Raw genomic sequence first — 14,552 nt, forward strand, 5'->3', positions numbered from 1 at the left:
CGCAACGAAACGCAGCTGATTTTTTACTCAAGGGATAGAACTGTCATGGATTACCGCGATTACGTACGGCCGAAATTCGTTGAATTGATGCAGGCCCTGGGCCTGGAGTGCCAGTTCCACAGAGCGCTGGGCAGTAAATTGTTTTACCGCGACCGCCAGGGCGAAGAGGTGACGGTTACTGACTTCCTCGGCGGTTACGGCGCCGCGCTGTATGGCCACAACGATCCGCAATTTGTCGATCAACTCGTCGACCTGCTGCGTGCCGATGTGCCGTTCAATGCGCAGATGTCGGTGCGCGGTGCGGCCGGTCAATTGGGGCGTGAGCTCAGTGAGGCGTTCAACCGTGAGCTGAACAACAGCGAACGCTATATTTCGACCTTCTCCAACAGTGGCGCCGAGTCGGTGGAGATCGCCGTCAAGCACGCCGAATACCGTCGTCAGAAAAACCTGCAGAAGCAATTCGACGAGCGCGATTTCGCCCTCGCCAATCTGGTTGCCAGCGACAAGGCTTACGTCGAACTGGACATCGACGATCTCGATTTGCCCGCCGGTCTGCTGCCGCAGAATCTATCCTGCGTCACCGTGCGCCAAGTGGCCGAAGCGGTGCGTCAGCACAACCTGGCGCAGTTGCATGTCGAGCCGGTGTTCCTCGCTGTGCGCGGCAGCTTTCACGGCAAACTGGTGAACACCGTTCAGTTGACCTATGGCAAGCAGTACCGCAAACCGTTCGCCCGTTTCGGCCTAAACGTCGAGTTCATCGACCCGCAGCAACCCCAGCAATTGCAAGAGCTGCCGGCCCGTCATATTCGTCATTGGCTGAGCCTGGAGTGGAGCGGCGAAACCCTGCAGGTGCGCCGTGAGGCATTCAGTGCGATCACCGCCGTATTGCTGGAGCCGATCCAGGGCGAGGGCGGCATCAACGAGTTCGCCAATGAGTTCTATCTGGGCCTGCGGCGTCTGTGCAACGAGCAGCAATGCCCGCTGATCATCGACGAAGTGCAATCCGGTTTCGGCCGCACCGGCACCTTGCTTGGCGCCAGCCATTTCAACTTGCAGGGTGATTACTACTGCCTGTCGAAAGCGCTGGGCGGTGGCCTGATGAAAATCGCCGCGACGGTGATTCGCGCCAGCCACTACGAAAACGATTTCAGCTACATCCACAGTTCGACCTTTGCCGAAGATGACGCGTCCTGCCATATCGCCCTGTCGGCCTTGCGCCGTCTGTTCGAGAACGACAGCGCGATGCTCAAGGACGTGAACAAGAAGGGCGAGTACCTCAAGGCTTCGCTGCTGGAACTCAAAGCAGCGTACCCGGACGTCATCGCCGACGTGCGTGGGCGCGGCTTGCTGCTGGGCTTCGAGCTGCACGACCTGACCGGCACCAGTTCACTGGTTCAGGCCTCGGCGCAGTACAACGATGCGCTGGGCTACATCATCGCCGGCTACCTGCTGCAATTCGAATCCCTGCGCGTGGCGCCGTCGGGCAGCAATGCCAATGTGATCCGTCTGGAACCGCCGGTGTGCATCACCTTCGAAGAAATCGACGGCTTGATCGGCTCCTTGCAGAAAGTCTGCGACATGCTGCGCCGCCGCGATGCCTTCCCGCTGGCCGCCGGGGTGTGCGCCGACAGCATCGCTGATGTACCGGCGCGTGAGGTCAGCTTCAAGGAGACCGAAACCCGCCCAAAGTCTGATGAGAACGTGCGCGTGGTGGCCCGCGTGGCGTTCATCAACCATTTGATTGATTCGGACATGCTCAGCGACGTCGATCCTTCACTGTCGACCCTGAGCGCTGAACAGAAACGCGAGTTCATCAAACGCATGGCCCCCGAGCGCCGTGCCGCGCCAATCGGCCCGGTGCAGATTCGCTCGAAACTCGGCACCGCCGTGGAGTTCACCCTGTACCCGCTGTGCATGGATTCCGACGCCATGGCGGCGTACATCGCCAGCGGCGATCTGCAAACCATCCGCGAAGAAGTCGGCAACCGTATCAAGGATGCCCGCGCCGACGGCTACAGCGTCGCCGGGCTGGGCATGTACACCTCGATCGTCACCAACAATTGCCAGGCGCTGCAGATTCCCGACATGGCGCTGACTTCCGGCAACGCGCTGACCATCGGCATGGGCCTGGAAGCCATCGAACAGGGCTGCAAACAGCAAGGCCTTGAGCTGGGCGAGCAGACCGCTGCAGTGGTCGGTGCCGCCGGCAATATTGCCTCGACCTACGCCTCGCTGCTGTCGACCAGCGTCGAGCACCTGATCCTCATCGGTAGCGGCCGCGACGGTTCCCTGCGTCGTCTGGAAAAAACCGCGCAACAGATTTACGCCGAAGCCGCCCGCGCGATTCTCAAGGGTGTCGCCGAACACGATCGCCTCGCCCGTCGCCTGCAGCAAATTGATGGAATCGATGCGCTGTTGCAGGCCCACGGCAGCAGTGCCGATCTAGGCCTGCGCGTGGCGAAACTGGTCGAAGAACGCCTGGGCGCGAATGCCTTCATCACCGTCAGCAACGATCTTGATGTACTGAAACAGGCACGCATCGTGCTCTGCGCGGCGAACGCACCGCAGCCGTTTCTCTTTGCCGAACACTTCGCCGAAAACAGCGTGATCTGCGACATCGCCGTGCCGCTGAACGTTGACCAGAACCTCGCTAGCCAACGCTCCGACGTGCTCTACATGCACGGCGGCATCGTGCAGACGCCGCTGGGCGATGGCCTGGTGAAAAACGTTCGCGCCTATCTCAAACAGGGTCAGTTGTACGCGTGCATGGCCGAGTCGGTGCTGATGGGCCTGTCCGGTATGAAACAGCACTACTCCTACGGCGACATCAGCCGCGAGCAAGTGCAGCAGATTCGTGCACTGGCGGCGACTCATGGCTTCAGCCTCGCGCAGTTCAAAACCGACAACTCGCTTTAAGGAACGGTCATGCCGAATAAAGTAGCAGTGGTGACCGGTGGCAGTCGCGGCATCGGCCGGGCGATTGTCCAGACCCTGGCCGGGGCGGGTTATCAGATCGCGTTCAGTTACGTGCGCGATGAAGTCGCGGCGATGGCCTTGCGCGATGAGGTACAGGCGTTGGGCATCGATTGTCTGGCGTTGCAGTGCGATGTCAGCAGCGGCGACAGCATCAAGGCGTTTTTCGAACGGGTCGATCAGCATTTTCAGCGTATCGATCTGCTGGTCAACAACGCCGGCATCACCCGTGACGGCTTGCTCGCGACGATGTCGGCGCGCGACCTGGTCGAGGTGATCCAGACCAACCTGATTGGCACGATGCTCTGCTGTCAGCAGGTGGTGCCGGGCATGTTGCGCCAGCGCAGCGGTTGCATCGTCAACATCAGTTCGGTGGCGGCGCAGAAGCCCGGCAAAGGCCAAAGCAACTATGCCGCCGCCAAGGGCGGGGTCGAATCGCTGACCCGTGCCTTGGCGGTGGAGCTGGCGCCGCGCAACATTCGCGTCAACGCGGTCGCCCCGGGCATCGTCAAGACCGAGATGAGTACGGCGCTGATCGGCAGTCAGGAAGAAGAAATCCAGTCGCGTCTGTTGATCAAACGCTACGCCGAACCGGAAGAAATCGCCGAAGCGGTGCTGTACCTCGCCGATCGCGGTTTGTATCTGACCGGGGAGGTCCTGTCGGTCAACGGCGGGTTGAAAATGCCATGAGCCGGACCATTCTGATCACCGGTGCGGCCAAAGGCATCGGCCGCGCGGTTGCCGAGAACTTTGCCGCCGACGCCGACAATCGCCTGATCCTGCTGGATCTCGATCTGGCCGAACTGCAGCGCTGGGTCGACGAGCGACAGGAGCAGATCAAGGCGCGGGTCGAAACCCATGCGGCGAACATTGCCGACCTGCCGGCCATGCAAGCGTTCTTTAAAACCCTCGGTTCGCAAGTCGAATACGTCGATGTGCTGGTCAACAGCGCCGGCATCTGCAACGAGAACGAACCGGAAGATCTGCACAACTGGCACAAGGTGATTTCGGTCAACCTCAACGGCACGTTCTACGTGACCTCGTTGTGTCTGGCGCTGATGCCCGACCGTGGGCGGATCATCAACATGTCGTCGATCCTCGGCCGTGCCGGCAAGGTGCGCAACACCGCGTACTGCGCGTCCAAACACGGCATCGTCGGCATGACCAAGGCGCTGGCGCTGGATCTTGCTTCGCGGCAGATCACCGTCAACGCGATTCTGCCAGCGTGGATCGACACGCCGATGTTGCAGGGTGAACTGGCGACGCAAGCGGCAATTGCCGGTTTGACCCAGGAGCAGATCGTGCGTAACGCGAAGAAGAAACTGCCGATGCGCCGTTTCATCCAGAGCGAAGAAGTGGCGGCGATGGTGCGTTACCTGGCCAGCCCCGAGGCTGGCGGGGTGACCGCGCAGAGTCTGGTGATCGATGGCGGTGTCGGGTTGGGAATGTAGCGATGCTTCGATTTCACAACAGTCACATTGTGGGTGCGGTGTGGGCGTGCATGGCTGCGCCCGCCGCGATGGCCGAATTTACCGTCGCTGATCTGAAGCCCGATTACGCCGACGGAGAAGTCGGCGTGGCCACGGCCATGCGTCTGCACGGCGACGATCAGGTCACGCAAAAAGCCGTGTATTTCAAAGCCAACCTGGAAGACAACTGGGAGGGCGGTTACTACAAGGCCAAGGGGCGCGTGCGTTACGACGCGCGCTATGACGGCAACAATCCGTACAGCGAACGGGCGCGCGACAAGTACCGTTTCGACGCTGATTGGCGGCACCTCTACGTCGGCCATTCGCTGGGTGACGGCGAAGTGACGGTGGGCTGGCAGCAAGTGGTCTGGGGCCGCGCGGATGAATTGCGCGTGCTCGATCAGATCAACCCGCTGGACTATCGCGACGGTCTGACGCCGTTGCTCGAAGACAGCCGCATCGCTGTGCCGATGGTTCGTTTTGCGCAACCGGTGGGCGAGTGGGAGCTGGAGGCGCTGTGGATCACTGACTTCGTGAAAAACCAGGCGCCGGTTGAGGGCAGTGAATTTGCCGCGCCACTGTTTGCTACGCCGGACCCGCAGTATTTCCTGCTCGACTCCAAGCCCGGCTATGACGGCGACAAGGGCTATTCCTATGGCCTGAGCGCCAACGGCCGGATCGGCGCGGTGGACACCAGTTTTGTCGCCTTGAGCGCGCGTCAGCAGGACCCGGTGTACGCGGTCGAAGGCCTCGCCGACGACGGCCGTACGCGGCTGGAACGGCAGTTTCCCCGTTACACCATGGGCGGTGCCGGGCTGGCGATCGACGCCGGGCACAGCATCGTGGTGCGCAGCGAGGTGGCGTATTTCGACAACTGGCGCGTGACCAATCCGACGCGTGCCTACGGTGCCGACAGCACGCCTATGGTCAAGTCACTGCTGGGTGTCGACTACCTGTTGCGCGACTGGCTGATCTCCGCGCAATGGCAGGAGCAGGTGTTGCTCGACTGGCAGGACGGCATGTTGCAGGACAAACGCGAACCGCTGTTCACCCTGTCGGCCGAAGGCACCCATTGGCAGGACCGTCTCAAGAGTCGTCTGGTCGCTGCTGCCTCACCACCGTTTCAGGACAACGCATTGCTGCAAGGCATCTTCACCTACAAGCCGGTGGACTACATCAAGCTCGGCCTGGAAGTGGATGTGTTCTTCGGCAAACCCGACAGGTCTTTTGGCGAGTACAGCAAGCGCGATCAAGTGCGGCTGTCGGCCGGTTATCTGTTCTGACCCATCACGCCTGCCGCGCTCGCGCAGGTGCACTCATCCAACGAAAAGGAAGTTGTTATGTTGCCGTTTTTGAAAAGTCTGACCACCGCCGCATTGATCYTCGGTAGCGCCTGCGCCAGTGCCGCCGAGGCTGGCAATGCCGATGAGATCATCCGTCAGGTACGCGATCGCAATGACGGGAACAGCTTCATGTCCCAGGTTTCGCTGATCCTGCATGACAAGAAAGGTAATACCCGGGTTCGCGAGTTCACCTATCTGCAAAAGGATTACCCGGACAGCGACAAGTTCAGCATGTACTTTTCCGCGCCGACTGACGTCCGTGACGTGGCCTTCCACATCGAAAACCCGCACGAAACCCTTGGCCTGGAAGACAGCCAGTGGATGTACCTGCCAGTCAGCCGCCAGACCCGCCGCATCTCCACCACCGACAAGCGTGGCTCGTTCATGGGCAGTGAGTACTCGTACGCCGATCTGGACAAGATCCGCGTCAAAGACTATTCGCAGAAACTCGTCGGCGAAGAACAGATCAAGGGCCGCGACTGCTACGTGATCGAGCGCGAACCGGCGTCCCCCGAAGTGCTGGCCAAGACCGGTTACAACAAGCTGAAGGTGTGGATCGACAAGCAGAATTTCCTGGTCATGCGTCAGGATTTCTTCGACGTAAAAGGTGTATTGATCAAGCAGATGCGCACGCAGAAAGTCGCGACCATCGATTCGATCGACAGCATCGTGCTCAGTGAAACCGAGCACTTCATCGACGGTACGCGTTCGGAAATGCGCTTCAACCAGTTGCAGTACAACGTTTCTCTGGAAGATCGCCTCTTCACCCAGACCGCCATCAAACGCGGGCTGAAAACCGGTGACCTGCCGGAATTTGCCGTGTCTGCCCGCTAAGCGCCGACCCCGACGACCTGGAACCGCATGATCATGGAAAGATATCTGAATTTCGTCGAGCGCTATGCGCGGGCGATTGTTTTCCTGCTGGTGGCGATTACGGCGTATTTCACTTATACGCTGGGCGCGCTGGTGTCCGACACCAACCCTTATCTGCTCAAGGAAAGCCACCCGGCGCGCAAGACCATCATCGATTTGCAGGGTGAATTCACCGGCACGTTCGACTCGGTCATGGTGGCGCTGAACAACCCGCAAACGGTGTTCAACAAATCGACGCTCAACGCACTGTTTTCGATGTCGCAATCAGTGCGCAAGATGATTCTGGCCAACGATGCCGACAAGGAGCAGTTGGCACAGATCGTCGCCCGGCATGCAGACGACAGCCGTGCGCAGTTGTTGACCCGGGACATTCTCGAGGGTGGCTTTTCGCAGAACGATTACGCTAACGCCAAGGCCTTGCGTGATCATGCCCAGAGTCAAAACTGGGATTCCCATGATCAGCTGTTCCTGACCTTTCTCGCCGAGCGGATCAACCCGATCCGCGAAATGGCCTCGATGGGCGACCTGGAAAACATCGTCCTGACCGACGACGGCGAGCTGTTGATCCACAAAACCCTGAATGCCTATGACATGGACCCGGCGCTGGTCGAGTCGCAGATCATGGGCAACGAATTGATGGTCGACGGGGTGGTGTCCAAGGACAAGAAAGTCGCGATGCTGGTGGCCGAACTTGGCACCAAGCAGGACGACGCTCAGGCGCAATTGCGCGCCTATCAGATCGTGCGCGGCATCGTCGCGCAATATCAGGCCGAACACCCGGAGTACAAGGACGAAATCTTCATTGCCGGCATGCCGATCTTCATCGCCGCGCAGCAGGAGATCATCGATCATGACCTGGCCGTGCTGTTTCCGATCGTGTTTTTGCTGATTACCTTGCTGCTGATTTTCTTCTTCCGCAAACCACTGGGCGTGCTGCTGCCGCTGTTCAACATTCTGTTCTGCACCATCTGGACCTTGGGCCTGATGGCGCTGTTGCGGGTGCCGTTCGACCTGTTGACCAGTGTGCTGCCGGTGTTCCTCTTCACCATTTGCTGCTCCGATGCGATCCACGTGATGGCTGAATATTACGAGCAGAAAAACGCGGGCAAGAGCAATCGTGAGGCCAACCGTGAAACCCAGCGTCTGATGGTGGTGCCGGTGGTGTTGACGACCGTGACGACCATCGCCACGTTCATGATTTCCACCACCAACAACATTGTCAGCATCCGCAATTTCGGCGTGTTCATGTCGATCGGTCTGACGGCAGCGTTAATCATTTCGCTGCTGCTGATTCCGGCGTGGATCGCGATCTGGGGCAAGGATCAGCCGCAGCAGGCCAAGGCTGAAGTACACAAGGAATCGATCATCTCGCGGTACCTGGTGGCGTTCTGTGCCTGGATGATCCGCTTTCGCAAACCGATCCTGATGGTCATTCTGCCGCTGCTGGCACTGGCCACCGTGTTCACCTTCCGCGTCGATATCGAAGACTCCGGCATTGCTTACTTCAAGCCGGAAAGCCACATTCGCGTGTCCGATCAGTTCATCAACCACGCCAAAGTAGCGGGCACGGCGCCGGGCTGGATCGCGATCGACAGCAAAGAGCCGCGCGGCGTGCTGACCACCGAAGTGGTGCAGTTCATCGACAAGCTCGACCACTTCATCAAGCAGCAACCGAACGTCAGTTACGGCTACTCTCTGGCCACGTACGTCAAGCGCATGAACCTGGTGCTCAACGACATGAACCCGGAGTATCTGCGGGTGCCGAATGCCGTGGAGAAGGTCACCTCGGTCAATGACGACGGGCAGGTCGAGCGTTTTGAAGTGCCGGGCAATTCGCTGATCGAGCAGCACGTGATGCTGTTCGAGAACGGTGGCGGTTCGGACCTGAACAACGTGCTCAACGCCGATTTTTCCAAGGCCTTGACCCTGTACACCATGACCTCGTCGGTCGCCAGCGACTATCAGGGCATGCTCGACCGCCTCGATGCCTGGTTGCTGGTCAACAAACCGGCCAACCTGGAGGTGACCCACGCGGGCACGCCGTTGATCTGGACCGGGGTGTTGCAGGAAATCACTCAAGGCCAGGTGCTGAGTTTTTCCCTGGCCTTGCTGGTCGTCACGCTGATGATGATGTACTGGCTCAAGTCAGTGCGCCTCGGTGTGCTCGGCATGCTGACCTTGCTGACCACGTCGGTGACGGTCTATGGCTTCATGTTCCTGTTCGGCATTGAGCTGAACATCGGCACGACGCTGGTGACGTTCCTGGTGGTCGGCGTGGTGGATTACGCGGTGCACCTGCTGTCGCGGATCAAGTTGCTGGTGCAGCAGGGCATTGAGATCGACGCGGCTATTTTGCAGGCGATGCACAGCGTTGGCCGCTCGACGGTGATCAACGTGGTGATCTTCTCCGTAGGCTTCATGGCGCTGCTGTTTTCCGACTTCAAGCCGATTGTCGATCTGGGTGCACTGGTGGCGATGGCGCTGTTTTCCAGCGGAGTCATGACCATTGTCCTGGTGACGCTGGTGTCACCGTGGTTCTTTGCGGCGATAGCACCGGTGCATGCGCCGGTTCAAGCGCTGCGCACAGAAGGGGAGGCGGTACCGGGCTGATTCGCCAACGACCGGGCGCGCCTGCCCTGAGACGACGGGCGAACCCGGTCATGCGGCGCAGCAGGGTTTTCAGTTCAGTGTATTGACCGGGTTTTTTTCGCCATAGCGGGCGATGCGCTCGAACTGACATTCCTGGCGGGCGTCGTTGAGGTTGTGTTCAAACGCCTCAAGGCCATCATGCAATTGCTGCAAATCGCCGATCTGGGTCACCAGTTCGGCTTTTTTTTCGGCAATGGCTCGTTGCGCCATGTCCCACGGGAATTCGTCGCCGCGGTAGTTGTTGAGGATCACCTGCAGCTCTTTGAGCTTGAAGCCCAGTTGCTGGGCGCACTTGATGAACGTCAACACTTCGACACTTTGCTGGCTGTAGATACGGTATTTGCCTTCACGCTTGGGCTCGGGCAACAGGCCGATTTCTTCGTAATGGCGAATGCTTTTGACTGTGGTGCCCGACAGCTGGGCGGCTTTGCCGATATACATAAGGTCCGTCTCGATGGTCAAACATAGCGTAGCGCGATCGGGCGTCATGCCGGATCGGCGGCGATTATATGTCCAATACCATCTGAAAATGGCAACTGCGCGTAAATGACGTGCACAGGCGACGGACGGGCTCGTGGAGGAAGCCCGAAGAGGCACTGACGGCGGCTTGTGCGCCGTCAGTTGAGGCGGCTGGAAAGCCTTAGACGGCGGCGGTCACGCGCGCCTGTTCCAGCCAGGCATCGCGCTGGTTTGGCTTGGAGCCAAGGATCGGCCCGAAGGTCAGGGTCTTCAGTGGCTTGATGCCGCAGAATTCCAGCGTGGTCTTGCGCATCTGATTCAGCCCCGGCATGCCGTAGATCCATTTGTAGTACCAGTACGGCGTGTCCATGGTCACCAGCAAATGCGCGGTGCGGCCTTTGAGCAGCTTGTCGGGGAAGGCTTTGCCTTCGCGGTATTTGAAGGCGAAACCCGGCAGGAAAATCCGGTCGACGAAGCCTTTCAACAGTGCCGGAATCCCGCCCCACCAGATCGGATAGACGAATGTCAGATGTTCAGCCCAGGTGATATCGGCCTGGGCTTGCAGCAGGTCCGGCTCCAGTGGTTGCACCTTGTTGTAGCCTTCGTGCAGGACCGGGTCGAACTCCAGCGCATCCAGACGCAGCAGCCGCACTTCATGCCCGGCGTCCTTGGCGGCCTGAACGTAAGTCTCACTCAATGCCCCGCAAAAGCTGTCGGTGGAGGGGTGACCCAGTATCACGAGCATTCGTTTGCTCATTGTGTGTACTCCTGAAATGAAGCTCACAGGATAGAGTCTGCCCCTAGCGGTAGAGTCAAGGCACCAGCGCATCAAACAAGGCCCGGGCGTAACCGGGCAGGTGGTCGAAGTCCCGTGCGCACAGTTGCAAGGTGCGATGCGCCCAGACTTCGTCCAGCGGCCGGCACGTTACCGAGTGCACCGCCGCCCAGCGTTCGATGGCCACCTTGGGCACGATAGCCAGCCCCGCACCTCGCGCCACCATGCGCATGACGCCCTCGAAGCCATCGGCACGGATCCGGATCGACATGCGCTGGCCGATGTGCAGCGCCTGTTCCTCCAGGTGAATCGCCAACGCGCTGTGGCTGCCAAGCGCTACGTAGTCGTGCGCCAGGGTTTCACCAAACGTCAGCGACGCCTGACTCGCCAAAACATGCTCAGGGGGCAGGATCAGCACCAATGGATCGTCGCGAAAGGGCCGGGTCTGCAGACCGTGGGTGTCGACCGCATCGGAGACGATCCCGAGGTCCGCCGCGCCTTGGCGCAAGGCATGGGTGATGCGCGCGCTGGGCAACTCCTGCAAGTCGATGTCGAGATTGGGATGATCGCGCAGGAAGTCCGCGAGTACTTCCGGCAGGTATTCGGTGATCGCCGTGGTGTTGCACAGCAAACGCACCTGACCTTTGACGCCTTGGGCATAGTCGGCCAGATCCTGCTGCAGGCGTTCGGCTTGTTGCAGGAGGATGCGTGCGTGTTGGGCCAACGCTTTACCGGCCGGCGTCGGGGTGACGCCACGACGGCCGCGTTCGAGGAAATCGATGCCGAGCGAGGCTTCCATTGCGCGGATTCTGGCGCTGGCGGCGGCCAGGGATAAATGGCTGCGGACGGCGCCAGCGGTGATGTTGCCGGTGTCGAGGATGTGCAGGTAGAGGCGCAGGTCGGTGAGGTCGAAGTGCATGAGGGTGGCCTCTGGTTTTAGGGTGTTCGGGCTGGCCCCTTCGCGAGCAAGCTCGCTCCCACAGGGAGTTGCGTACGACACACATCCAATGTGGGAGCGAGCCTGCTCGCGAATGGGCCAGAAGCCTCAATGGAATAATCAGCCTCTTGCTAAAAGAGAGGCACCATCAGTATATGGCAGATTTTCAGCCAACCCCGACTGGCGCACAGTAGCGCCATGAACACACTCGCGGAATTCTATCAAAACCTCGGTCTGGCCCTGTCCTTACTGGTCATCCTGACGTTCATCCTCGCCGGCCTGATCAAAGGCGTGATCGGCCTCGGCCTGCCCACCGTCGCCATGGGCTTGCTCGGTCTGGCTATGGCACCGTCGCAGGCAGCCGCGTTGCTGATCATCCCGGCAACACTGACCAATGTCTGGCAACTGGCATTCGGCGGGCACTTGAAAGGACTGAGCAAACGCCTCTGGCCGATGCTGCTGATGATTTTCCTCGGCAGCGGAATAGGCACGTTATCGATCGGCATGGCGGGCGGGCATTGGGTGGTGCGCGGGTTGGGCGCGGCGTTGTTGCTCTATGCGTTGAGTGGTTTGTTTCTGCCAACGCTGAGCGTCAATCCGCGCCATGAAGGTTGGCTGGGTCCGGCGTGCGGTTTGATCACTGGCGTAATCACCTCGGCCACCGGCGTCTTCGTGATTCCGGCGGTGCCGTACCTGCAAGCGCTGGGCTTGAATCGCGATCAACTGGTGCAGGCACTGGGCCTGTCATTCACCGTTTCGACGCTGGCATTGGCCGCAGGATTGCTCTGGCGTGGCGCCCTCGGTGGCGGCGAACTGAGTGCTTCGCTGCTGGCGCTGATCCCGGCCATTCTCGGTATGTTGCTGGGCCAATGGCTGCGCGAACGGATCAGCGCCGTGTTGTTCAAACGGGTGTTCTTTGTCGGTATGGGCGCGCTCGGCGCGCACTTGTTGATCAGCGGTTAGCCGAGGCTTCGCTGAGCATTTCAATCTGGCGGATATCAAAATCACGTTCCAGATAATCCATGCGCCGCTCAAAGAAAGCCTTCATATGCGGCAGGTTCGAGTGCACATCCAGATGCGCCTGCGACGCCCAGATCTCGTAGAAGATAAACAGCGTCGGGTCTTCCTTGTCGCGCAGCATGTGGTACTCGATGCAACCTGGCTCGGCGCGGCTCGGTTCGACGTAGGCGCGAAACAGCGCTTCGAAAGCCTCGGATTGTTCCGGGCGGGTCTTGGCGTGCAGGATAAAACCCAAGCGTTCACTCATCACAACGACTCCTCACATTCAGAATGCCGCGGATGTTATTGCAACAATCGGTGATTGATTCGTGCTTTTTGATCAAATGTATTTTGCACAATCAGGCCTTATTCCGCGCGAGGCGGATCGTTAATCTGCCGCCATTCCAGTTTCCCTTCTCCATCCAGCCCAATGGCTGCGCCGAGGCTTTCTCATGAAAAAAGTGCTGTTGCTCAATGGCGGTAAAAAATTCGCCCACTCTGACGGTCGCTACAACGCCACCCTGCATGAAGCCGCGTTGAGCGTGCTGGATCGCGGCGGTGTCGATGTGAAAACCACCTTCATCGACGAGGGCTACGACGTTGCCGAAGAAGTGGCGAAATTTCTCTGGGCCGACGTGATCATTTATCAGATGCCCGGCTGGTGGATGGGCGCGCCATGGACGGTGAAAAAGTACCTCGACGAAGTCTTCACCGAGGGCCACGGCAGCCTCTACGCCAGCGATGGCCGCACCCGTTCCGATGCGTCGCAGAAGTACGGCAGCGGCGGTCTGATTCAGGGCAAGCAATACATGCTGTCGCTGACCTGGAACGCACCGCAGCAGGCCTTCGATGACCCGACGGATTTCTTTGAGGCCAAAGGCGTCGACGCGGTGTACTTCCCATTCCACAAGGCCAACGAGTTTCTCGGTATGACCGGGTTGCCGACGTTCCTCTGTGTCGACGTGATGAAACGGCCGAACATCGAGGCAGATGTGGCGCGTTACGAGCAGCATCTGACCGAGGTGTTTGGCCTCAAGGGCTGATGCTCGGCTACTATCGAAGGCCTGAGCCTGCGGAGCAGGCCAATCGATTTGAGGACACCCGTGAAAGCCAGATCCGATGAGTTGCAGATTTTCGTCTGCGTGATCGAATGCGGTTCGATTTCCGCCGCCGCCGAACAGGTCGGGCAAACGCCTTCTGCGGTCAGTCGCACATTGTCGAAGCTGGAAGCCAAGCTCGACACCACGCTGATCAACCGCACCACGCGGCGCATGGACCTGACCGAGGAGGGCAAGTATTTCTTCGAGCAGGCCAAGCTGATTCTCGATCAGATGGATCAACTTGAAGAACGCCTGTCCTCGCGCCAGCAAACGCCGTCCGGGCGCCTGCGGATCAACGCCGCGTCACCGTTCATGCTCCACGCAGTGGTCCCGTACATCGACGAATTCCGCCGTCTCTATCCGGACATCCAGCTCGAACTCAACAGCAATGACCTGATCATTGACCTGCTGGAACAAAGCACCGACATCGCCATCCGTATCGGCACCCTCGCTGACTCGACGCTGCATGCGCGCTCGCTCGGTTGCAGTCCGCTGCTGATCGTCGCCAGTCCGGCTTACCTGAAAAAACATGGCGCGCCGCAGCAAGTCGCGGACTTGAGCGAACACACCTTGCTCGGCTTCACTCAGAACGAAGGCCTCAACCAATGGCCGCTGCGCTACGTGCACGGTGACCGCTGGCCGATCAACCCGGCGATCGGCGCCTCCAGCGGCGAGACCGTGCGCCATCTGGCGCTGGAAGGGCAGGGCATCGCCTGCCTGTCGCACTTCATGACCATCGATGACATTCGGGCCGGGCGCCTGAAAGTCTTGCTCGCTGAATTCAACAGCGGTTATCGCCAGCCGATCAACGCCGTGTACTACCGGAACTCGCAACTGGCGTTGCGCATTCAGTGTTTCCTCGACTTTATCCAGAGCAAACTCGCCGCTTACGCCAGCGCCGATTTCAAGGGCTGATTCGTGACCTCTGCGCAAGAGTGAATTGGTCGAGGGCGGGTTTTTCCCTCGGACCCACAG

At 59.7% G+C, this 14,552-nt stretch carries 13 protein-coding genes; 9 read left to right on the forward strand and 4 right to left on the reverse strand.

Annotated features, from left to right (window positions below; genetic code table 11):
• The first annotated feature begins 45 nt into the window (after positions 1-45).
• Genes AC1DVF_RS22560 through AC1DVF_RS22585 form a run of 6 tightly spaced genes read left to right on the forward strand, consistent with a single transcriptional unit; the run spans position 46 to position 9,268 of the window.
• Entirely contained in the window at positions 46-2,916 is a 2,871-nt protein-coding gene (locus AC1DVF_RS22560) for an aminotransferase class III-fold pyridoxal phosphate-dependent enzyme (RefSeq protein ID WP_477783161.1), read from the forward strand.
• A gap of 9 nt (positions 2,917-2,925) precedes the next feature.
• On the forward strand, positions 2,926-3,663 hold the full coding sequence (locus tag AC1DVF_RS22565) for a 3-oxoacyl-ACP reductase family protein (protein ID WP_093442345.1): 738 nt from the start codon (positions 2,926-2,928) through the stop codon (positions 3,661-3,663).
• The gene (locus AC1DVF_RS22570) at positions 3,660-4,424 is read left to right on the forward strand and encodes an SDR family NAD(P)-dependent oxidoreductase (RefSeq protein WP_077570926.1); all 765 of its coding nucleotides are present in this window, start codon (positions 3,660-3,662) and stop codon (positions 4,422-4,424) included. Before AC1DVF_RS22565 ends, AC1DVF_RS22570 begins: the two co-directional genes overlap by 4 nt.
• A 2-nt stretch (positions 4,425-4,426) precedes the next feature.
• On the forward strand, positions 4,427-5,725 hold the full coding sequence (locus tag AC1DVF_RS22575) for a DUF1302 family protein (RefSeq protein ID WP_180698291.1): 1,299 nt from the start codon (positions 4,427-4,429) through the stop codon (positions 5,723-5,725).
• A 57-nt stretch (positions 5,726-5,782) separates the two neighbouring features.
• Positions 5,783-6,619: an outer membrane lipoprotein-sorting protein gene (locus AC1DVF_RS22580; RefSeq protein WP_477783162.1), complete on the forward strand. Its 837-nt coding sequence runs from the start codon at positions 5,783-5,785 to the stop codon at positions 6,617-6,619.
• A 33-nt stretch (positions 6,620-6,652) separates the two neighbouring features.
• A complete protein-coding gene (locus AC1DVF_RS22585; RefSeq protein ID WP_320335847.1) occupies positions 6,653-9,268 on the forward strand; it encodes an efflux RND transporter permease subunit in 2,616 nt (871 codons plus the stop codon).
• Positions 9,269-9,337: 69 nt separating this feature from the next.
• Here the strand turns inward: AC1DVF_RS22585 and AC1DVF_RS22590 are convergent, their stop codons facing one another.
• The 3 genes from AC1DVF_RS22590 to AC1DVF_RS22600 form a co-directional block, all read right to left on the reverse strand.
• Positions 9,338-9,748: a MerR family transcriptional regulator gene (locus AC1DVF_RS22590; RefSeq protein WP_034154373.1), complete on the reverse strand. Its 411-nt coding sequence runs from the start codon at positions 9,746-9,748 to the stop codon at positions 9,338-9,340.
• Between the two features lie 199 nt (positions 9,749-9,947).
• Positions 9,948-10,523 (reverse strand): NAD(P)H-dependent oxidoreductase, encoded by a 576-nt coding sequence (locus AC1DVF_RS22595; RefSeq protein ID WP_137218889.1) that lies wholly within the window; start codon positions 10,521-10,523, stop codon positions 9,948-9,950.
• A 55-nt stretch (positions 10,524-10,578) separates the two neighbouring features.
• On the reverse strand, positions 10,579-11,460 hold the full coding sequence (locus AC1DVF_RS22600) for a LysR substrate-binding domain-containing protein (RefSeq protein ID WP_093442329.1): 882 nt from the start codon (positions 11,458-11,460) through the stop codon (positions 10,579-10,581).
• A 216-nt stretch (positions 11,461-11,676) separates the two neighbouring features.
• Here AC1DVF_RS22600 and AC1DVF_RS22605 point away from each other — a divergent pair, with 216 nt between their 5' ends.
• Positions 11,677-12,441 (forward strand): sulfite exporter TauE/SafE family protein, encoded by a 765-nt coding sequence (locus AC1DVF_RS22605; RefSeq protein WP_093442324.1) that lies wholly within the window; start codon positions 11,677-11,679, stop codon positions 12,439-12,441.
• Here the strand turns inward: AC1DVF_RS22605 and AC1DVF_RS22610 are convergent.
• Entirely contained in the window at positions 12,431-12,745 is a 315-nt protein-coding gene (locus tag AC1DVF_RS22610; RefSeq protein ID WP_311885676.1) for a putative quinol monooxygenase, read from the reverse strand. The genes AC1DVF_RS22605 and AC1DVF_RS22610 overlap by 11 nt on opposite strands.
• A gap of 184 nt (positions 12,746-12,929) precedes the next feature.
• Here AC1DVF_RS22610 and mdaB point away from each other — a divergent pair, with 184 nt between their 5' ends.
• Both mdaB and AC1DVF_RS22620 read left to right on the forward strand, forming a co-directional pair.
• Positions 12,930-13,520, forward strand: coding sequence for an NADPH:quinone oxidoreductase MdaB (gene mdaB / locus AC1DVF_RS22615; RefSeq protein ID WP_038357444.1), 591 nt, complete (start codon positions 12,930-12,932; stop codon positions 13,518-13,520).
• Positions 13,521-13,580: 60 nt separating this feature from the next.
• Complete coding sequence (locus AC1DVF_RS22620; protein ID WP_116256485.1) at positions 13,581-14,492, forward strand: LysR family transcriptional regulator; 912 nt, start codon at positions 13,581-13,583, stop codon at positions 14,490-14,492.
• The last annotated feature ends 60 nt before the right edge of the window (positions 14,493-14,552 follow it).

Source organism: Pseudomonas sp. P4_D7 (assembly GCF_056401755.1).